Source organism: Lentzea roselyniae (genome assembly GCF_039537795.1).
GTDB lineage: Bacteria > Actinomycetota > Actinomycetes > Mycobacteriales > Pseudonocardiaceae > Lentzea > Lentzea atacamensis.
Genome location: NZ_BAABBE010000009.1, coordinates 203518 through 224652, shown reverse-complemented (window position 1 = coordinate 224652; position 21135 = coordinate 203518). Strand labels below are relative to the sequence as shown.

Annotated in this window: 14 protein-coding genes; 5 read left to right on the top strand and 9 right to left on the bottom strand. The window is 70.3% G+C overall.

Features of this window, described 5'->3' with window-relative positions; genetic code table 11:
* Window positions 1–6: 6 nt before the first annotated feature.
* The 4 genes from ABFX45_RS18515 to ABFX45_RS18500 all read right to left on the bottom strand — a co-directional run bounded on the left by ABFX45_RS18515 (window position 7) and on the right by ABFX45_RS18500 (window position 10390).
* Window positions 7–3171 carry a non-ribosomal peptide synthetase gene (locus tag ABFX45_RS18515; protein ID WP_346131366.1) on the bottom strand — a complete coding sequence of 1055 codons (3165 nt, stop codon included), beginning with the start codon at window positions 3169–3171 and terminating at the stop codon, window positions 7–9.
* Complete coding sequence (locus ABFX45_RS18510; protein ID WP_346131364.1) at window positions 3168–3896, bottom strand: thioesterase II family protein; 729 nt, start codon at window positions 3894–3896, stop codon at window positions 3168–3170. Before ABFX45_RS18510 ends, ABFX45_RS18515 begins: the two co-directional genes overlap by 4 nt.
* Window positions 3897–4073: 177 nt before the next feature.
* Complete coding sequence (locus ABFX45_RS18505) at window positions 4074–7109, bottom strand: AfsR/SARP family transcriptional regulator (RefSeq protein WP_346131362.1); 3036 nt, start codon at window positions 7107–7109, stop codon at window positions 4074–4076.
* Between the two features lie 266 nt (window positions 7110–7375).
* The gene (locus ABFX45_RS18500; RefSeq protein WP_346131360.1) at window positions 7376–10390 is read right to left on the bottom strand and encodes an AfsR/SARP family transcriptional regulator; all 3015 of its coding nucleotides are present in this window, start codon (window positions 10388–10390) and stop codon (window positions 7376–7378) included.
* Window positions 10391–10818: 428 nt separating this feature from the next.
* Here ABFX45_RS18500 and ABFX45_RS18495 point away from each other — a divergent pair, with 428 nt between their 5' ends.
* Genes ABFX45_RS18495 through ABFX45_RS18485 form a run of 3 tightly spaced genes read left to right on the top strand, consistent with a single transcriptional unit; the run spans window position 10819 to window position 12592 of the window.
* The gene (locus ABFX45_RS18495) at window positions 10819–11379 is read left to right on the top strand and encodes a hypothetical protein (RefSeq protein ID WP_146771815.1); all 561 of its coding nucleotides are present in this window, start codon (window positions 10819–10821) and stop codon (window positions 11377–11379) included.
* Complete coding sequence (locus ABFX45_RS18490) at window positions 11364–12290, top strand: sporulation-delaying protein SdpB family protein (RefSeq protein ID WP_346131357.1); 927 nt, start codon at window positions 11364–11366, stop codon at window positions 12288–12290. Before ABFX45_RS18495 ends, ABFX45_RS18490 begins: the two co-directional genes overlap by 16 nt.
* Complete coding sequence (locus ABFX45_RS18485; protein ID WP_109638472.1) at window positions 12287–12592, top strand: helix-turn-helix domain-containing protein; 306 nt, start codon at window positions 12287–12289, stop codon at window positions 12590–12592. The genes ABFX45_RS18490 and ABFX45_RS18485 overlap by 4 nt, the downstream gene beginning before the upstream one ends.
* Here the strand turns inward: ABFX45_RS18485 and ABFX45_RS18480 are convergent.
* The 5 genes from ABFX45_RS18480 to ABFX45_RS18460 form a co-directional block, all read right to left on the bottom strand.
* Window positions 12538–12873: a S26 family signal peptidase gene (locus ABFX45_RS18480; RefSeq protein WP_109638471.1), complete on the bottom strand. Its 336-nt coding sequence runs from the start codon at window positions 12871–12873 to the stop codon at window positions 12538–12540. The two genes, ABFX45_RS18485 and ABFX45_RS18480, sit on opposite strands and share 55 nt — an antisense overlap.
* Window positions 12873–14654, bottom strand: a complete 1782-nt coding sequence (locus ABFX45_RS18475; protein ID WP_346131354.1) for an ABC transporter ATP-binding protein — start codon at window positions 14652–14654, stop codon at window positions 12873–12875. Before ABFX45_RS18475 ends, ABFX45_RS18480 begins: the two co-directional genes overlap by 1 nt.
* The gene (locus ABFX45_RS18470; protein ID WP_346131353.1) at window positions 14651–15589 is read right to left on the bottom strand and encodes a TlpA family protein disulfide reductase; all 939 of its coding nucleotides are present in this window, start codon (window positions 15587–15589) and stop codon (window positions 14651–14653) included. Before ABFX45_RS18470 ends, ABFX45_RS18475 begins: the two co-directional genes overlap by 4 nt.
* 64 nt (window positions 15590–15653) lie before the next feature.
* Window positions 15654–15815: a hypothetical protein gene (locus ABFX45_RS18465; RefSeq protein ID WP_170155060.1), complete on the bottom strand. Its 162-nt coding sequence runs from the start codon at window positions 15813–15815 to the stop codon at window positions 15654–15656.
* 202 nt (window positions 15816–16017) lie between these two features.
* A complete protein-coding gene (locus ABFX45_RS18460; RefSeq protein WP_346131350.1) occupies window positions 16018–17637 on the bottom strand; it encodes an ABC-F family ATP-binding cassette domain-containing protein in 1620 nt (539 codons plus the stop codon).
* A gap of 809 nt (window positions 17638–18446) precedes the next feature.
* Here ABFX45_RS18460 and ABFX45_RS18455 point away from each other — a divergent pair.
* Window positions 18447–19535, top strand: coding sequence for a tryptophan dimethylallyltransferase family protein (locus ABFX45_RS18455; RefSeq protein ID WP_428834164.1), 1089 nt, complete (start codon window positions 18447–18449; stop codon window positions 19533–19535).
* Between the two features lie 175 nt (window positions 19536–19710).
* Complete coding sequence (locus ABFX45_RS18450) at window positions 19711–21135, top strand: tryptophanase (RefSeq protein ID WP_346131346.1); 1425 nt, start codon at window positions 19711–19713, stop codon at window positions 21133–21135.

Sequence of the window (21135 nt, the reverse complement as noted above, 5' to 3'; positions counted from 1 at the left end):
TCCCTCTCACAGATCGAGCAGGTCGGCGACGGAGAGCGAGGACCTGGCCTCTGCCCGGATCGCGCCAACGGATACGGGTGTGGTGTCACGCAACCTGTCGACCTCGGTCGCGATGCCGGCGACGGTCGGGTGGTCGAACAGCGACCGCATCGGCAGCCGGACACCCAGCTCGCTCTCGATGCGCGAGAGGATCCTGGCCGCCTTCAGCGAATGGCCGCCGAGATCGAAGAAGTTCGCGTCCCTGCCGACCGACTCCGCGCCGAGGACCTGCCGCCACAGGTCCGCCACGGCGACCTCGGTCACCGTCTGCGGCTCGTCGGGTTCCTCGGCCGCGATCTCCGGGTCCGGCAACGCGCGCAGGTCGAGCTTTCCGTTGCGGGTCAACGGCAACGTCTCCATCGGCACCAGCGCGGACGGCACCAGGTACGCGGGCAACGCGTCCCGCACGTGCCGCATCAGCTCGTCGAGCTGCTCGTCGCCCTGCTGTTCCAGCACGACGTAACCGACCAGGCTGACGTCACCGGCGGCGTCCTCGCGCGGCACGACGACCGCCTGGCGCACCAGACCCGACGAGTGCAGGCACGCCTCGACCTCGCCCGGTTCGATCCGGAACCCGCGGATCTTCACCTGCCGGTCGGCCCTGCCCAGGTACTCGAACGTCCCGTCCGGCAGCAGCCGGGCGAGGTCACCGGTCCGGTACAGCCGCGCACCCGGCCTGCCACCGACGTGATCGGGCACGAACCGTTCCGCCGTCAGCGCGGGATTGCCCACGTAGCCGCGGCCGACGCCGTCACCACCGATGCACAGCTCGCCCGCGACCATCGGCGGCACCGGCTCCAGGTACTGGTCCAGCACGTACAGCTGGGTGTTGCTGAGCGCGCGGCCCAGCGGGATCCGGCCCTCGGACCGATCGCAGGAGTGACTCGAAGCGAAGGTCGTGGTCTCGGTCGGCCCGTAGCCGTTCACGACGTGCTCGGGACCGCCGGGATGCGCGACGAGCGTGGCGACCGCGTGCTCGTCCGGCTGTTCGCCGCCGAAGACGAAGTACCGCAACGAGGACAGCGCGGCAGGCAGTTCACGAGCCACGTGCATCGCGACCGACGTGGTCAGGAACAGCGTGTCGATCGAGTTGGCGCGCAACCACTCCCCCAGCGCCGCGGGGTCCAGCGCGATGTCCTTCGGCAGGCCGACCAGCCGGGCGCCGTTGAGCAACGCACCCCAGATCTCGAACGTCGCCGCGTCGAACGTCGTCGTCGACGCCTGCGCGACCCGGTCACCGGGAGCGAACTCGACGTAGTTGGTGTCACGGACCAGCCGGACCACGTTGCGGTGACTGACGCAGACGCCCTTCGGCATCCCGGTCGAGCCGGACGTGTACATGACGTAGGCGAGGTCGTCCGGCTCGACCGTCCGCTGTGGACGATCCGCCGGACAGGTCAGCACCGTCGCGGAGAGGTCGACCAGCTCGACCCCCAGGTCCGCGGGCCGGCCGGCGACCACGACAGCGGCGGAAGCGTCGGCGCACAACGCCTGCAGGCGTTCGATCGGGTACTCCGGGTCGAGCGGCAGGTACGCGCCACCCGCCTTGAGCACGGCGATCGCGGCGACGATCCAGTCCACGCCTCGTTCCAGCAGAATTCCGACCGGAGTCCCCACGCCCACGCCCAGAGCGCCGAGGTGCGCGGCCAGCCGGTTGGCGCGCTGGTCGAGCTCCGCGTAGGTGAGGCTGACCGAGCCGAACTCGACTGCGATGTCTTCGGAGAACCGGTCCGCGGTCTGCTCGAACAGCTCGACCAGCGTCGCGTCCGCCGGGTACGCGGTCGCGTTCGCGTTGAGGTCGCGGACGATCCGCAGGGTCTCGTCGGCGGAGAGCAGCGACAGGTTGGACAGGCGTGCGTCCGGCGTGCTGGTCAGCTGCTCCAGCACGGTGGTGAAGCGCTCGGTCAGGTCGACGATGTCGGCACGCTGGTAGAGCGCGGTGCGGAACTTGGCCCAGCCGCGCAGCTCGCCGCTGCCAGAGTCCGGCAGCTGCAGTTCGAGGTCGTACAGGCACTGGTTGCTGGTGCCCTGGGTGAACGTGAACACGCAGCCACCCGCGGCCAGCGGCCCGGCGAGCGGCGGCGGGGACGCGAAAACGACCTGGAAGACCGGGTGCCGGTCCACGTCGCCCTTCTCCCCCAGCGCTTCCACGATCTGGTGGAACGGCGCTTCGCGGTGGTCGAGCGCGTCCAGGACGGTGTCGCGCACGAGGTCCATCGCCTCGGCGCAGGTCGGGTCCCAGCCGAGCCGCACACGCAGCGCGAGCATGTTGACGAAGTAGCCGACCAGGTCGTGCGTGTCGGCGTGTTCACGTCCGGCGGACGGCGAGCCGACCACGATGTCCGACGAGCCCGTCAACCTGTGCAGCAGCACGGAGAACGCGGTCAGCAGCACCATGAACGACGACGAGCGGTGCGTGCTCGCGGTCTTCCGGACGGCGTTCGCCAGTTCCTCGGGCACGACCAGCGGCAGCACCTCGGCGGCGAAGTCCGGCTGTGCGGGCCGGGTGCGGATGTTGGGCAGTTCCAGGGGTTCCGGCAGATCCGCGAGCTCCGCGCACCAGTGTTCGACGTCGGCATCACCGCTCAGCAGGGCGACGTCGCGGTACCGGACCCCGGGCTGCGGCAACGCCACCTGACCGGCGTAGGAGCGCACGAGCTCCTCCTGGATCACCGCGACCGACGCGCCGTCGACCGCGATGTGGTGCACCAGCAGGACGAGCTGGTGGCTGTCGTCGTCCAGGCGCAGCAACACCGCTCGCAACGGCGCGCCGCTGGAAATGTCGATGGGGCGCGCGAGTTCATTGGCCACCAGCGCTTCGGCGCGCGCAGTGCGTTCAGCGGGCAGAAGCTCACGGAGGTCCCAGGCATTGATCGTCACCTGTGGGTCAGGGGCGACCACCGCTACGAGTTCGGTGCCGTCGAGCCGGTACGTCGTGCGCAGCGGCTCGTGCCGGTGCACGACCGCCATCAGCGCGGCGGTGAGCGCGCCGGTGTCCAGCGCGCCGGTGATCTCCACGTGCACCGGGACCGTGTTGAACGTGGCGCCCGGCGCCAGCTGGTCTGAGAACCAGATCTGCTGCTGGCCGCGAGTCGCGGGGTGCTTGCCGACAAAGGGTTGCTCGTGGCTCACTGCACACCTTCCTTGGCGGCCGCGCACAGGACGCTCGTCACCGCCGCCGGATCGTCTTTGAGGTAGAAGTGGCCGCCGGGCCGGACCACGAGGTCGAAGCCGGCGGTGGTGTGGCGCTCCCAGGCGGCGACCTCGGCCTCGCTCGCGATCGGGTCACCGGTGCCGGCGAACGCGGTGATGGGCACGTCGATCACGTCTTCGGTGCCGCGGTAACGGGCGCACACGGTCAGGTCGGCGCGCAGCGTCGGCAGGAGCAGGGCGAGCATCTCCCTGTGCGCCAGCAGGTCCGCGGGCACGCCACCGAGCCTGGTCATCCAGTCGAGCAGGCCGTCGTCATCGAGCAGGTGCGGCTCGTCGCCGGACGTCAGGTGCGGCGCCCTGGTCGCGGACACGAAGAGGTGCTCGACGAGACCGCCCAGCCTGCGTGCCACGTCGAACGCGATCAGCCCGCCCATGCTGTGGCCGAACAACACCAGCGGCGTCCGGATCTCCTCGCGAACGGCCTCCGCCAGCGGTTCCGCGATCCGCGCCGCCTCGGTCTCGGCGATCTCGGCGAACCTGCGTTCCCGTCCCGGCAGCACCGCGCACCACAGCTCAACGCTGCTGCCCAGCAGATCCGCCCAGTCCCAGAAGGCCGACGCGCCGCCGCCCGCGTAGGGCACGCACACCACCCGCAGTGCCGCGTCAGGCCTCGGCCGAGGACAGATCAGCCAGCTGCTTCCCACCCGTCACACCCCCCGTGTTCCGTCGTCCACGAGAAGCTACGAAGCGGCCCTTAGCGCACCCTTCCGGAAACCTGATGGAACTCTTACGGCGGCTTTGACCTGCTGGAACGCCAAAAAGGGCCACCTTTGCGGACGGTGATCCGCTCAGGTGGCCCCGTGGTGTGCCAGGGACTTCCCTCAGGAGACCTGAAGAACAGGTCTGCCGAACAGGTCCGGTTCGGTGGGCCGGACGCCGATCTCGTTCATCTGCCCGAGATAGACCTCGTACCTGCGGCGCGCCTCGCCGTGCCGGCCCGCCGCCCGCAACGCCTTCACCAGCCGCACGTGGGCGCTCTCGTCGTACGGGTCGAGCTCCAGCAACCTCGTCAGGTAACCGACCTGCTGTTCGGGGTCGGGTACCTGTGCCAACGCCCGCAGCACGGCGGTGTGTCTGCCGCGAACTTCCTCGCGCGCCTGGATGGCCCACTGCTCATAGGGTTCCTCGGCCAGGAACTCACCGAGGTACAGCTCGTCCGCGTCGATCAGCAACCGGTGCGCGGCCGGGTCGTTGCGCCGGTGCGCCACCAGCGCGGCGTTCGCCGTGGTGAAGAAAGCGGCGACGTCCAGGTCCACGAGGGACAGGTCCAAGGCGACCGTGTCGCGGGTGGCGACCAGCGGCTCGGCGTCCGCGGACACCGACAGCACGTTCCTGAGCGTGGACAGCAGCACCGACAACCGGTTCGCCGTGCGGTCGGAGAGGTCGTCCGGCCACAGCAGGTCGACGAGCTGCGGCCGGGGCACGGGCCGGCCACGGTTCGCCGCCAGGATCTTCAGCAGGTCGCGCGCCTTCTTCGACTGCCACAGTGCGCCCGGCACCGGAACGCCGTCGCGCAGCACCTGGAACCCGCCGAGCGTCCTGACGGCGATCCGCGCGGTGCGGGGCAACCCCGTGCCGAGCACGTCGGCCATCGGCACGTCGGTGCGCACGCCGTGCCCGCGCAGCTCGTCCTCGAACCTCGGGACGTCCACGCCGGTCAGCCGGGCCGACGCGAGTTTCGCCGTCAGGGCACCGACCTCGTCTCCCGCCGCCTGCCACACCATCGCGGCCTCGGCGAGCAGCGCGACCGCCGGCTTCTCCGACGTGCCCGCCGCCAGCTGCAACGCGTCGGCGAGCCCTGCCCGGTCGCCCCGGCGCCCCGCCAGCGCCCGAGCGGCGGCCGCGTCCTCGCGCGCCCGCTCGCGATCACCGGCGAGCAGGGCGACCCAGCCACGCGCGAGCAACGCCGGCACCTGCCACATCCGCAGGTTCTCCGCGTCGGCCACGGCCTCGTCGGCGAGTTCGCGCGCGGTTGCGGGGTTCTCGCTCGCCAGGACTCTCGCCAGCGTCGCCTTCGCGAGGATCCGCAACGGATCCGCGCCGGGGATGGCCAGCGCCTCGTCGAGGAACGCCTGGGCCTGACCGGGTTCGCCGCGCCTGCGGTGCACCTCCGCCCTGATCACCAGGCCCTTGACACCCCAGCCCGCCTTGTCGGCATCGGTGAGGGCAGCGTCGAACCGGCCGAGCCTGGTGTTGGCGAGCGCCCTGGTGTGGTGGCAGTCCGGCTCGACGAGTCCCGCCTGCCTGCCGAGAACCACGACCTCGCCGAGCTCGGCGAGCGCGTCGGCCGGGCTGGTCTCCGCCGCCAGGAACCACGCCCGTTCGGTGCGGATCGTCAGCTCCAGCATCCGGTTGCCGGACCGCCGGGCGCCGTCCGCCGCCTGGCCGTAGTGCATCTCGAACGCGACCCGGTCACCGTCGTGCGCGGCGAGGAACCCGAAGGCCTTGCTGCTCCAGGCCTTCGCGGCGTGCCCGCCACAGCGCCGTGCCGCCAGCTCACACCGCCCGGCCAGCTTCCGCGCCTCCGCGTGCCTGCCGGTCTCGCGGAACCACCGCACCGCGAGCGACAGCAGCCGCACCTCGTCCAGTGACGCGACGTCGTCGAACACCGTGCGCTCGAACAGGTCGACGGCCCGCTCCGGCTGCCCGGTGAGGGCGTGCAGCTGCCCCATCCGCCACGCCAGGCACGGTCGCAGCACCTTCCCGCTCGCCTGCTCGTAGCTGTGCAGCGCCCCGAGCCAATCCCCCTTGTGCTGCCGGGCGAAGCCCTGGACCAGGTGCAGCCGCTGGTCGTCGATCTCCAGGTGCTCCAGCGCTTCGAGCACCGCGTCCGCACCGCCCGCCGCGACGATCTGCTCGTCCCTGCGCAGGAGGAGCTGCGCGACCAGGTCCCACCTCTTCGCCTCGACGAGGTGCCGCAGTGCTTCCGCGTGCGCGCCGGTCCGTTCGCAGAAGACCGCCGCCCGGTGCCGGACCTCCTCGCCGCCGGTGTCGCGCCGCAGCAACTCACCGATCGGCTCCAGCACACTCCACTCAGGACGGTCGCCGCTCAGCAACCCCCGCCGGGTCAGCTCCGGCAGCGTCTCGCGGGCATCGGTGAACCCGAGCGCGACGCACAGCGCGATGCTCACCCGCCCCAGCAACGCGATGGCGCGCAACAGCTCCCTGACCGGCTCTGGCTCGCCGGCGAGCACCGACGCGGCCAGCCGCACGAGCACATCGCCACCATCCTCCTGCGGCACCGCGCATCCGCTGCTCAGCGCTTCCCGGTACAGCGTCACGGCAGCGGGCCACCCGGCGGTGCGCGCCCGCACGACCCCGGCCGCGTCCGCGCCGACGAGCGCGGCGACCTCCTCCCCGGTGAACGCGAGCTCCCGCGAGTCGAGCTCGCAGAGGTCCGCGGGCAGCGCGAAGCCGAGCTCGCCGCGGGTCAGCAGCACCAGGCTGAACAACTCGGGGCTGCGCAGGCACAACGCCTCGATCAACCGCGCACCGTCGCCGTCCAGCGCGCCGGCGTCGTCGACCACCAGCACCAGAGGCTCGTCGAGGTGGACGTCCAGCAGCCCGCACACCAGGTCCGCGACCGCATCGGCCTGCGAGGTGATCAGCTCCACCGGCAACCTCGGCAACCGCTGCCGCAACGCGCGCAACAGCCCGCGCGACAACCGGTCCAGCGAGGTGTCCCCCGCACTCAGCCAGCACGCCCGCCGGGTCGCCGCCCACGCGGCGACCGAGGTCGTCTTCCCCCAGCCCGGTCCGGCCTTCACGACGACGACCTTGTGGCCTGCAGCGGCGTCGAGCCTCGCGGTCAGCGCGGGCCTGTCCACGAGCCGGGCCGGTAACGCGGGCTGCGACATCTTCTGGCACCACTTCCTCGCCGTGCGCCGGGGCGGAATCCGGCGTCGGGACGAGTGCACCAACACCGTGCATCCGTCCCGCATCGACGACCGATGCACGGATGTTCCGGCGCGCTGACCAGCAGCCGCCTGCCAGAGACGTCTGCAAGTACCACCAACTCTTGATCGTGACGACCCCTGTTGGCAGTAGAAAAGAGCGTGTTGATGTTGGGCTGGTGGTACTTGCAGACGCCATCGGAGCCAGGCGCGGAAGATCTTGCTGGTGGTCAGCCTGCTGAGGCGAGTGCCACGCGTTGAGTGCTGGTGCCGCAGACGCACCGCATGCAGGTCGCATCGGCGTCAGCCAGATGCGCGCGAGGGTTCTCCGCGTCCACCGCACCGGCCGGGTACAGCTCGACAGCCCGTTCCCAGTGCGTACGAGCCCACTCCTGGTCGCCGCGCAGGGCAGCGGCGTGAGCCAGTCCCTCGTGTGCCCGCGCCCGCACCATCGGCAACGCACCGGCGAGCGCCAGTTCCTCGGCGGCCCACAGCATCGCCTCGGCTTCACGCAGCCGCCCGGCGGCCAGGTAGGTCTCGGCGAGGCCGTTCAACGCGTCGCCTTCCGGCTCCCGCAGATCCATGCGGCGCGCGGACTCCAGGGCTTCCAGACCCACCTGCAGCGCGTCCGCGAGACGACCGACCCGCCGATACGTCACCCCGAGCCAGGCCAGGGAAATGCCCTCGCCGCGGATCATTCCGATCTCCCGGCTGAGCCGCACCGCCCGTTCCAGCGCCTCGACCGCCTCCGCCTCCCTGCCGCGCAGCTGCGCGAGCCACCCCAGGTTGATCAGCACCACGACCTCGCCGCCGGTGTAGCCGTCGCGCTGGTGCATCGCGAGCGCGTCGTGGAACCGGCCGGCCGCCGCCTCGTACCGCCCGAGGTTGCAGTCGACGTACCCCAGGTCGATGAGCGAGTTCACCTCGGCCCGCTGGTCGCCGATGGACCGGGCCAACGCCACCGCCTCGGTGAAACTGGCGGCCGCCGCGCCCAGCATGCCCGCCTGCACCTGCGACGCGCCCAGGTCGCGCAGCCCACCGACCGCGGCGGGCAGGTCGCCGAGCTCACGGCTGATCGTGATGGCCTGGTCCAGGACCTCCAGCACCTCGCTGTTGCGTCCGGCCTCGCGCAACGCGAACGCGATGTTCGTCAGCGCCATCGACACCCCGCGCCGGTCGCCCAGGGCCTGAGCCGCCGCCAGTGCGTTGCGCGACAGCTCGAGCACACCGGACCGCAGGCCGACACGGGTCAGGAAAGGCAGGAGCAGGCACGGCAGCTGCCAGGCGTGCACGTGCCATCCGTGCGCGCTGGCGTAGTCCGCCACCGCCACCATGTTCTTGTACTCCGCCCGCAGCTGGCGGATGTCGTCCTCCTCGGAGGCCGACACGGGCACGGATTCCGGCAGCCACTTCACGTCCGGCTCGAACCCGCGCCTGCCCGGCATGCTGCGGCGGCCGCGGACGTCCGCCAGATGCAGGTAGTAGTCGAACAGGCGGTGCCGTGCGGTGTCCAGTTCGGACGGTGCGTGCGCGGCGTCCGCGAGGTCACGGGCGCAGTCGCGGACCAGGTCGTGCAGGCAGTAGCGGTCGGCGGCGCGTTGCATCAGCAGGTTGCACTCGACCAGTTCCTCCAGGACGTCCTGGGCGTCGTCCTCCGGCACTGCGGCGAGCGCGGCCGCGGCGCAGGCGTCGAAGTCGGCGCCGGGCACCAGGGACAGCAGGCGGAACAGCTCTTGGCGGTCGGCGGTGAGGTGGTGGTAGGACAGGGCGAGCACACCGGCGACACTCAGGTCGTTCGCGGTGAAGGCGCGGGTGCGGCGCTGGCGGTCCCGCAGCTGGCCGACGAGGTGCGCCACGGTCCAGCTGGGCCTGCGGCAGAAACGGGACGCGGCGATGCGGATCGCCAGCGGAAGCCTGCCGCACAACGAGACCACGTCGGCGACGGCGTCCGGTTCGGCGTCGGCACGAGCGGGTCCCGCGATGCGGCGGAACAGCGCCGCCGCGTCGTCGGCGGGCAGGACGTCCAACGGGACGGGGATGGCGCCCTCGATCGACATCAGGTGGCAGCGGCTGGCGATGATCACCACCGAGCTGGAGGCGCCGGGCAGCAGCGGGCGGACCTGGATCGCGTCGGCCGCGTTGTCCAGCACCACCAGCACACGCCGGGCGGACACCTCGGCCAGCCACAGGTCGCGGCGGGCGGCCGGGTCGGCGGGGATGTTCTCCGGTGGCACGCCGATCTGGCGCAGCAGCTGGTCCAGCGCGGCGCCGGTCGTCATCGGCGTGGTGCCCGCGGTGAAGCCGCGGAGATCGACGTAGCAGTGACCGTCCGGGAAGCGGCCGGCCAGGCGGTGGGCGACGTGCACGGCCAGCGCCGTCTTGCCGATGCCACCCATTCCCTCGATGGTCACGATCGCCCGTGTGCCGATCGCGTCCACCAGTCTGTCTACTTCGGACTCGCGACCGGTGAAGTCCGGGATGTCGATCGGCAGCGACGATCTTCGCGAGGTGACGACCGGCGAGTCGGTCAGCAGTTCGGCGTGCAGGCGCTGGAGCTCGGGGCCGGGATCGGTGCCCAGCTCCTCGGCCAGCGCCTGACGGCCCTCCTCGAAGATGGTCAGCGCGTCGCCGCGGCGGCCCGCCTTCCGCAAAGCGCGCATCAGCGTGGCGCGCAACGACTCCCGCAGCGGGTGTTCGGCCACCTGAACCGCGAGGTGCCCCAGCAGCGAGGTGACCTCACCCAGGTCGAGGCGCAGTTCGGCCAGCCGTTCCACGGCCTGCAAACGCTGTTCGCCCAGGCCGGAGCAGGCCGCGTCGATGGAGGCCGAGCCCAGGCCGGCCAGCACCGGGCCCCGCCACAGGTCGAGCGCGTTCTGCAGCAGCGCCACGGCCTGAGCCGGTTTTCCTTGGGACACGGCGGCTTCCGCGCCGGCCACGTGGGACCGGAACACATCCGCGTCGAGCGTCGCGTCCTGCAGTTCCAGCCGATAGCCGTGGGTGCTCGTGATCAGGTCGCCGCCGTGGTGCGACACGACTCGGCGCACCGCAGCGGCGGCGTTGCACACCTGACGGCGCGCGGTCTGCGGCGGGTCCTCCCACAGCTCGTCGATCAGGCGGTCGAACGTCACGACCGAGCCGTGGCCGAGCAGCAACAGCGCCAGCAGCTTCTGCTGACGCTCGCCTCCGAGCGCGACGGAGCGGCCCGCGGACCGCAGTTCCAGCGGGCCCAAAATGCGATATTCCATCGGCCGGAACTTTCCACTCGGGACTGCTTCTGGTGGAGCCGTCGATACTGCAGTGCCATCAGATATCACCTTTAGGAGTCGCCGTGCGCGCCTGAGATACAACATGGTTGCTGTACCGATTCAGAACTGTCGAATCACTCTCGGGAGCCGTTCGCGCACGGCGCGTTACCAGGTTGACGAACTGGACAGACGCTGCGATATTCCCCTCCGCAGTGACGAGGGAGGGAGGTTCCTCGTCGCACGTGGAGGGGATCAAGAAAATGAGACGGGCAGGCTTTTTCGGCGCACTTCTGGCTGCCGTGGCACTTGCTGCAGTAACGATTGTCAGTGCGGCTTCGGACACCGGACCGACGGAATCGGTGACCAAAACCCAGGCGATCCTCGGGCCCTGCACAACGGGCTGCTGATCGTTCCGGGCAGCCGGTCCGATGCCCACCGAAATGGACGCCGGGGCACGTGCCGCGAAAGGCATGGCCTTCACCGGTGCCGCACTCGGAATGATTTTTCTCGCTGCCACCGCCGCCCAGTTGCCCGCCGACGTCGTCGGGCACCGGGTCAGCGCCCAGCGGGACACGCTCCGGCTGTTCTGGCCGCAGGGCATGCAGCTCTTCACCGACGCGGCGGGCCGCGAGTTCATCGTCGCGTACCACCACGACGAGCCCACCGGCACGTTCGTCCCGATCACCCGGACCGCGGGTGACCGGGACCACCTGCGTGGCCTGGACCGCGGGTCGTACGCCGACCTGGTCCGGCTGCTCGCCACGGTGGACGAACTGCCGGCCGGGCACTGGCAGGACTGCGCGGCGGCGACGGTCTCGGACTGCGCCGCCGCCATCACCAGTGCTCCTCGAGCACGTCTGAACAGCTACTTTTCTCCAGAAGTGCCCTGCGGACCGACCGTGTTCACGGCGGAGCGCCCTGACGGGGACAGGCCGGCCAGGCGCGTCGTGCGCGTCGCGGTCGCGGACCTCCAGTGCGCACCCCGGTAGCCCGCGCGCTGGCGTTCGAGCCGCGGACGATCACCCTCGGCGCCGCCCGATCGCTGGTCGCGCTCGCCGAACTCAGCGTCCTCGTGTTCACGTCCGACGCCGATCTCTTCCCCGCTGTACCGAACGGCCCAACGGGACCCCGGTGCGACGGTCTGCGCACCCTTTCGCTGTGGTGCGTTAGTTCCTCTCCGGTTGCGCTGACAATTTTCCGGGTAGTAACAATCGCCGTGCTGGCGCTCGTGATCTCGGGCTATCGGCCCCGCTGGACCTGCATTCCGCACTGGTACGTCACTTTCAGCCTCGCCGTCGCGATCCACGTGCCCAACGGCGGTGAGAACGTGGCCAGGATCCTCACCCTGCTGCTCATCCCGCTGTGCCTCGGTGATGATCGGATCTGGCATTGGAGACGCCCGGCGACGCCATTGCCCGCGTGGTGGATAGGAACCTCCTATACCGCCCATCTGGTGATTCGCTTGCAGGTGGTCATCGTCTACGGGCAGGCGGTGTGGCTCAAACTCGTCGAACCGGAATGGCGCGACGGCAGCGCCATGCACTTCGTTCTTCAGGACGCGTATTTCGGAGCCGCCCCGGAACTCGTGCCGTTCCTCGATTCAGGCGTTCTCACACCCGCTATCACGTGGGGCACGATCCTGCTCGAATCCGCGATCGTGGTCTGCGTGTTCGGCAACTCGGCCGTGCGCCGCGGCGGCCTCGCGCTGGCCGTTGTGCTGCACGGCGGAATCATCCTGGCACTCGGCCTCGCGAGCTTCGGACTAGTGATGATCAGCCTGGTGGCGGCGGCGAGCAGCGGCCGTTCAGAGCACAGTGGCGAACTCGATCGAGCTCAGGTAACCATGCAGTGGGCTGAAGAGGAGAGGGACGGAGGACCGACGACACGGGAGACTGAATGACCACAGGGGGTAGGGCGGAACTGGGCGTCGACCTGGACGAGCTGCGGCTGCTGGTCGGCCTGTCCTATCGCGAGCTGGCACGCCGCACCGGTTGTGCCCGCAGCACGTTGCACGACGCGTTGACCGGGCGCCGTTTTCCCAAGCTCGACACGGTGCTGGCGATCGCGCAGGCGTGTGGCGGGGACGCGACGAGCTGGCGGCAGCGCTGGGTCGCCGCCTGCCAGCGGGCGAGGTGGCAGCGGCTCGATCACGCACCACGAACGGTGCCGACGATGTCGCGGCAGTCGACCAGGCCCAGCTGACGGGAGTCCTGCGACCGCGGGTTGTCGCCTGACACGGCCACGAAACCGGCCGGCACGTGCGAGGTGCCGGGCAGCGTGGCCGCGAGCCAGTCCGGCACGGCGTCACCAGCGACGGCCGCGACGCGCTTGATCCGGTGCGGCAGCTCGGGGTCGGGGACGCGGAACACGATCACCTCGCGGCGGCGCGGGCTCCTCCACAGGAGCCTGCGCGCCACGAGTTTCTGCCCGTCGGACAACGTCGGCGACATGCTGTTGCCCCGCACCGTCACCCTGATCCACATCAGCCGGCCCTCGCATCCTGGTACCCGTCAGCCTGCAGCCGGAACAGCCGCGCATACTCGCCGTCCGCGTCCATCAGCTCGTCGTGGCTGCCCTGCTCGACGATCCGCCCGCCCACCAAGGTGACGATGAGATCCGCGCCGCGCAGTGCCGCCATCCGGTGCGAGATCAGCAACCTGGTCCGCCCCTCCGCGTGCCGCCTGACCGTGTCGTGCACCCGGTGCTCGCCTTCCGCGTCCAGGCCGGACGTCGGCTCGTCGAGGATCATCAACTCGGCGTCGCGGCGCATCAGGCACCGCGCCAGCGCCACCCGTTGCCACTGCCCGCCGGACAACGTCACGCCGGTGCGCTCCTCATCCGCATGGGTCCTGGACAACACCGTGTCGTACCCGTTGGGCAGTGCCTGCAGCGTGTCCGCGATCCTCGCCACCTCGGCCGCCGCGACGATCCGCGCCCGATCACCGAGTGCGTCTGCCTGGCCGATGCCGATGTTCTCCGCCGCGGTCAGGTCATAGGCCATGAACTCCTGGAACACCACGCCGATCCGCCTGCGCAGTTCCTCGACGTCCAGCTCGCGGAGATCCACGCCGCCCCACGTGATCGTGCCCCGCTGCGGGTCGTAGAACCGGCACAACAGCTTCACGAGCGTGCTCTTGCCCGCGCCGTTCACACCGACCAGTCCGACGGCCGCGCCGGCAGGGATCGTGAGGTCGACCCCGCGCAGCACCCACGGGCCGTCCTCGGCATAGCGGAACCAGACGTCCCGCAGCTCGATCGTCGCCTCTGCCGGCACACCGGTTCCCGCGGGCAGGTCGTCACGTGTGCCAACGACGTCGAGGTAGTGCCCGAAGAGCTTGACCGCGCGGCCCGCCTCGCCGAGCTGCAGCACCACACCGGACAGTCCGGTCTGCACTCCCGCGACCGCACCGAGGAACAGCACGAGATCGCCGACCGACGACCGGCCGGACACCACGTTCACCGCCACGACGACCGTGCCCGCCCCGGCCACGACAGCCCCGAGCAGCGCCAGACCGCTCTGCACCAGCGTTCCCCGCCGTGCCGCCGCCAGCCGCGCACCCGACACCGTCGCGAGCGAGCCGACCATCCTGGTGTGCAACAACTCTCCGAGCCCGAACAGCCGGATCTCCTTGGCCGCACGCACATCCGTGAGCAACGCACGGTAGAAGAGCCGCCGCCGGTCGGTCGCCACCCACGCTTCCTCCGTGGCCGCCTCACGCCGTGCGGTCGCCAGCCTCGCGAACACCGCCGTCACCACCGAAGCCAGCAGCAGCAACGTCATCGGCGGCCACACCACCAGCAACGCACCGGCGAAGCTCACCAGCAACACGAGCGACCTGACGAGCTCCTGGGTGAACTGCGAGATCGTGCCGGGTGCCTCCTGCGCCGCCTGCTCGGCGAGCCGCAACCGGTCGTGGAACGCGGGATCCTCGATCTGCCGCAGTCCCCGCAGCGTTGCGACCCGCTGGAACAGCCTGCTCTCCACGGTCAGTGCGACCCGTTGCTGCACCACTTCTCCGAGGTGCCCGCCGAGGTAGAGCAACGCGATCGCGAACCCGCCGACGAGGGCGGAGGTGACCGCGAGGAACGCCGCCCTGCCGGCACTCGCCGTGCCCGAGGTGAGCTCGTCGACCAGCAGCATCGTCAACCACGCCCCGCTCGCCGGTGCCGCACCCGCGACCACCGTGAGCGCGAGCGTGGTGGTGGCGACCAGCGGCGTGGCCCGGAACGGCAGCGCGAGAGCCGCGACGGCGTTCCTGATCATGCCACCGGCGCCGGCACACCGGCGAAGTCGTCGAGTTTGATGCCGGACGCGGTCACCACGCCGCCGTGCGTGTACACCAGCGTCGGGAACGCCATGACCTCGAACGCCGACAGCACCGGGTCATCCGTGCCGATGACCGCGACCCGCCCCAGCGCACTGACCTTCTCCACGAGCCGCCGGGTGGCTTCGGGATCGGTCGGGTCGCCGTCCACAACGGACACGAACCGGGCGGCGGGCGGCTCGGCCAGCAGCGCGTCGGTGAGGGAACGGCACGGCCCGCAGCCGACCGAGAAGAACCCGACCTGCACCGGTCCGTCGAGGTCGGCCTCGGTGAACAGCGCGCCGTCGGTGCCGGTGACCGAGAACGGCCGGATCACCAGGCCGGGCTGCGGCAGGTTCTGGTTGCGCGGCGGCCCTGACCGCTCCTGCAGCTCGCGGACCCTGGCCACCAGCCCGTACGTGAACAGCACGTGCACCGCGACCACGACGGCGAGCAGGACGACGGCGATCGTGAGCAGGGTCATCGGTTCCTCCCAGGATGCCGGCGGCGTCACGAACGCGCCGGTGACAGCAACAGCGATCAGCAGTCCGTTGCGCACGAGGTGCTTGGGCCCGAGCACGTCGCCGCCCGCGCCGAAACACTTGCAGCGCACGGCTTTCCTGCTGCGGATGGCGAGGACGATCCCGCCGCAGAACGCCGCCAGCAACCCGGTGGCGAGTGCGTAGCCGAGTCCCGTTCCGGGAACCGCGAGCAGCACGACGGCAGCTGCCTCGCCGGCGAGAACCGCGATGGCGACCGGCTGTGCGGGCAACCACGGCGCCAGTGCGCCGATCGAGTCGCGGAACTCGGCGAACCCCTGCCGGGTGCGGACTTTGCCGGCGAACGCCGCGAGGAAGACAGCGGCGAGCAGCACGCGAGCGAACAGGTCGAGCACTTCAGGCCTCCCCAGCGAGTGAGGGGTGCCGGCGGGAGACCCACCGGCACCCCGGCTCAACGCGTCACCTGCAGCTGCTGCTCACCGACGAGCAGATGCCGTTGCAGTTGAAGCGGTAGCCCCGCTTGCAACACTGCCCGTGCTCCGGCACGCAGGCACCGGCATCGACCTTCGGCAGCACCAGTCCGACGAGCTTCTCACCGGCCAGCTGTGCGAAACGCTTCATGGTCCGCTCCTCCCAGTTGATCAACAGAACGCCGCACACGCTGTCCTGCCGCGACCGGGAACGGAAGCCGAGTCGGACGGACTCGGACACCCTCGGACTCGCGCTACCCCGTCCGGCCGATCGCCGTGCCGCCCGGCCGGATCAGCTCGTGACGGCGTTCGCGATGCGCAGCCCCAGCCGGTGAGGCATTCACCGGCTTTGCTCACGCTGTCGCGAGCAACACCCGACCGTCGTTCAGCGCCAGCTCCTCGCCCTGCCACCGCTCCCGCAGCAACCGGTCGTGCGACACCACGACCACGGCGCCGGGGTAACCGGCGAGCGCGGCTTCGAGCTCCTCCACCAGCGCGAGCGACAGGTGGTTCGCCGGTTCGTCCAGCAGCAGGACGTCCGACTCCTGCCGCAGCAACCGCGCGAGCGCCAGCCGTCGCCGCTGCCCGATCGACAACGCTCCGACCGGAGTCACGAAGTCCGCCTCGCGGAACAGTCCCAGCGATGCCAGCTGCTCGGCGTGGCCCTCCGGCGTCCCCGGCCTGCCGGAGGCGAACGCCGCGAGCACCGTCCGGCGCGGGTGCCGCACCACGGTTTCCTGCGGCAGGTAGCCGACGACGCCGTGCCGCGTGACGGTGCCGCGCTCCGGCTGGAGCGTCCCCGCCAGCACGTCGAGCAACGTCGACTTGCCCGCCCCGTTCGGACCGGTCACGAGCAGCCGCCGGCCCGCGGCCACGACGAGCTCGTCCACGCGCAGCCGGTCGCCGACGCGGACGCCCGCCAGTTCGAGCACCGGGCCCTCCCGCACCGCCGCGTCGAACGGTGCGTTGAGGTGCAACGGATCCGGCGGTTTCGGCACTGGATCGGCCAGGAGCCGCTCCAGCCGTTCCGACGCGCTGCGCACCCGCGTCGAGATCGACGCCTGCACGCGCCGCCCGTCGCCGTTGTACTTGCACTTGTTGTGGTCCTTGATCGCCCGGCCGGGCGCGACGCGGTACGCCGTCGTGCCGCGCCACTCGGTCCAGCGCACGATCTCGCCGGCCCACTCCGCGTACGCCTGTTCCCAGCGCTGCCTGGCCGCCCGCTTCTCGGCGAGGTAGCCGGCACGACCGTTGCCGTAGCGGGAGATCGTGCGACGGTCGCCATCGACCTCGACGATCGCGGTGACCACCCGATCCAGCAGCAGACGGTCGTGCGTCACCACGACAAGGGTGCCGCGGTGTGCCCGCAACCGTCCTTCCAGCCAGGCCAGCGCCTGGTGGTCGAGGTGGTTCGTGGGCTCGTCGAGCAGGAGCAGTTCCGGTTGCGCCGACAGCACTCCGGCGAGCGCCAGCCGGGCCCGCTGCCCACCGGACAGCGTGCCGAGCCGCCGTGCCGAGCCGAGATCGCCGATGCCGAGCTCGGACATGGCGGCCTCGACCCTGGCGTCGGCCGAGTAGCCGGCCCGCAGCTCGAACGCGGTGAGCAGCTCGCCGTACGCCGCCAGCTCCGCGGAACCGGCCGTGCCGAGCTCCTGCTCCGCGGCCTTGATCCGCTGCTCCAGCACGCGGATCTCGACGAGCGCGGCGTCGACGGCGTCACCCACCGTGGCGTCGTCCGGCAGTGCGAGCACCTGTCCGAGGTGCCCGGCACCGCCTTCTGCGACCACGGTGATCTCGCCGTCGTCCGGCGTCTCCTGCCCGGCGATCAGCCGCAGCAGCGTCGACTTGCCGGAACCGTTCTCTCCTACTACACCGACCTTTTCGCCGGCTCGGACCGTCAGCGAGACGACGTCGAGCACGCGGCGGTGGGCGAAGGTCTTGCTGACCGACCGGATTGTGAGCTGACCTGACATGGAAGCCTCCGAACGCGGGTGAAGAGAAGGGACAGGGCGCCGTGCGTTTCGCTGTGGAACATTTCCCTCGGCCTTTCTCTTGGCGTATCAGAGGTTTCAGCCGGCGCGACCGGCTTGCAGGGCCATCTCCGGCCCGCTCGATGTCCACCTCAGACAGTCCGAATCCGACCCGGCACGTCCGTCCAGGCCGTACGACTTCACCAGATCACGGCATGCGGAAAGGAATGTTCGTCATGAGCCACCCACCGCCGAAGGAAGATCGGAAACGGAGAACACGCCGGGCACACAGCGCTCAACCAGCGCGGGCCGCAGGCACGTGTCGGTGCGGGTGTCAGAAGATCACGTGAACGACGTTGCCACACCCTGCCGCGAGCCGTCAACCGCGCGCACAGCGCGTCACGCCGGCGAGAGCCGGGCACGGTACGGTCACCGGGAACACAGCCGGAAATTGAGGACCACACAGGTTCGCGCCGTGATTCCAATCGCACCACCACGAGGCCCAGAAGGTCACAATAAGTCTTCGTTGAAGATGCAACAGTCCGACTTATCACACTTCCGGCTACTCGCGCAATTCCGCACTTTGCGTCATCATTCACATCCCCCGGAATGCCTCACCCATCATCGAATTCGATGACAGTCAATAGGCCGTGCAGTGCAACCTTGATCACAGCTCAGAGTGTCGCACGCAACCCCTCCGGCCCTTGACCTGGCCATGTAGCTGCTTGAGAGAATTCACCCCGCGATTCCACCCCGACCGGATTGCACCCCGCCCTGATTCCCCGGCCGATCAGGAGACCCCTGTCTTGAGCGTGCCAGATGTCTCAATACGCGATTTCGCCGTTGCACAACTCCAGACCCTTCTGCGCGCGGTCGGATTAGCAGAGTCCTCGGAAAGATCGACGAAACTGCTGGCTGAGGCAATGGGCCCCGGCTGCCTGAGGCCGCTCACGGCGGTCCCCCATTGGCCGTCTTTCGTCGCCGACGACCACACCCCGATCGAATTCTCGGTGGCTTTGGCCCAGAACGAGCCACCCGCGGTCCGCATGATCGTCGAGTCGCTCGCCGAGCAGCCGGGCCCGGCCGCGAACCTCGCCGCGGCGCTCGGCGTGCTCGACCGGCTGACGGCCCAGCACCGGCTGGACCGCCGGCGGCTGGACCAGGTGCGCGACCTGTTCCTCCCGGACGATCCGCAGGGAGCGTTCTCGTTCTGGTACTCGCTGATCGTCAACAGGGACGCGGCACCCGCGATCAAGGTCTACCTCAACCCGGAGGTGCGTGGCCGTGAGAGCGCGACCTCCCTTGTCAGCGAGGCACTGCGGCGGCTCGGCCTCGGCGCAGCCCACCCGACGGTCGCCGGCCACGCGCTGCAACGTGAAGGCCTCGACCGGTTCTCGTTCTTCGCCCTCGACCTGACGGAGGCGGACCGCGCGAGGGTGAAGACCTACGTGTCGCACGACGCCGCCGAGATCCCGGACGTGGTGCGCGCGGCCGCCGCGGCCCCCGACGTGGATCCCGAGCTCCTGGCGGACGTCGTCGCGCTGGCCGGTGGCGGCACGGGACCGTTCGACCGGCGCCCGCTGATGTCCAGCTACACCTTCCTGTCCGGCGACGTCGACCGGCCGAGCGGCTACTCGCTCTACATCCCCGTGCGGGACTACGTGCAGGACGACCTGGAAGCGTGTGAGCGCGTTCTCGCGATCATGGCCAGGTGCGGCATGGACACCGCGCCGTTCGTCATGGCGCTGGCGAGCATGGTCCGCCGCCCGCTCGCCGACGGCGTCGGGCTGATCGCCCACGTGTCGCTGCGCCTGGGCCGCCCTCGCCCAGGAGTCACGGTCTACCTGTCGTCCGAGGCATACGACGTAACACCACCCCGCACCAAAGCAATGTCGCTCTAGCGCCGCGACACGAACCCTTGGCGGGTTGTTCGGCGCTCAGCAGGGCGCCTCGCGGCACCGCCCCCGCGCCCCCGTACATCCAGTATGAGGACGCGTGGGCGGCACCACGATCCACCCGTCTGACCACCGAACAACCCGGCAAATTTCGTGCCGCGGCACTAGAAAGGGCAAGACCGTGGAGCCGTACCGGATCAAGGTCGTCGAGCCCATCCCCATCACGACCCGCGACTACCGGGAACGCCGGTACGCCGAGGGCGGGTACAACCAGTTCAACCTCACCGCGGACGACGTGACGATCGACCTGCTGAGCGACTCCGGCACCGGCGCGCTGTCGGCGGAGCAGCAGGCGGCTGGCATGCGCGGCGACGAGACGTACGCGGGTGCCCGCTCGTTCTCCCGGTTCCGCGACGTGGCGGAGGAGCTGACCGGCTACCGGTACATCTTCCCGGTCCACCAGGGCCGGGCCGCGGAACGGATCCTGTTCAACGCGCTGCTGAAGCCCGGTCAGATCTCCATCAGCAACACGCACTTCGACACGACGCGCGCGAACGTGGAGCTGGCGGGCGGAGTGGTGCGGGACCTCCCGTGCCCGCTGGCCGCGGACCTCGACAGCGACGAACCGTTCAAGGGCGACATCGACCTCGTCGCGCTCGAAGCGGCGTTGAGCGGACCGGACGACGTCGGTCTGGTGCTCATGACGATCACCAACAACGGCGGTGGCGGCCAGCCGGTGTCGATGGCGAACATCCAGGCGGCGAGCGCGTTGTGCCGCCGCCACGGGGTGCCGTTCATCCTCGACGCGGCCCGGTTCGCCGAGAACGCGTGGCTGGTGACGCAGCGGGAGGAGAAGTACCGCGGCCACAGCCCGCGCGACGTCGCGAAGCTCGCGTTCCGGCTGGCCGACGGATGCGTTGCCAGCCTGAAGAAGGACGGCATCGTCCACATCGGAGGGTTGCTCGGGCTGAACGACGAGGAGCTCGCCAAGCGGTGCGAACTCCTGCTGATCGCCACCGAGGGGTTCCGCACCTACGGCGGGCTTTCCGGCCGTGACCTCGACATGTGCGCGCAGGGCCTGATGGAGGTCACCGACCCGCTGTACCTGCGGGAGCGCGCGGACGCCACCGCCTACCTCGCCGAGTGCGCCCGTGAGGCCGGTGTGGACAGTGTGACGCCGACGGGCGTGCACGCCGTCTACCTCAACGCGGGCAGGCTGCTGCCGCACATCCCGCCGCACCGGTTCACCGGTCACGCGCTCGCGTCGGAGCTCTACCTCGCGGGCGGAATCCGTTGTGCCGAACTGGGTTCGCTCTACCTCGGGGAGATCGACGAGTCCGGCGAGCTGATCACGCCCGCGCCGTTCGAGCTGGTGCGCCTGGCGATCCCGCGACGCGTCTACACGCGCAGCCACCTGGAGTACGTGGCCGAGACGCTCGCGGGGATCGCCAAGAACCCGGAGCAGGTGCCCGGTTACCGGCTGACCGAGGCACCCGCCATGCTGCGACCGTTCCGCTGCCGGTTGGAACAGGTGCGGGACGGTGTGGTGACCGCCGGGCCAACCCCTGCGTTCCGGCGTTCGGAACCACGCAGGACGACGCCGTGA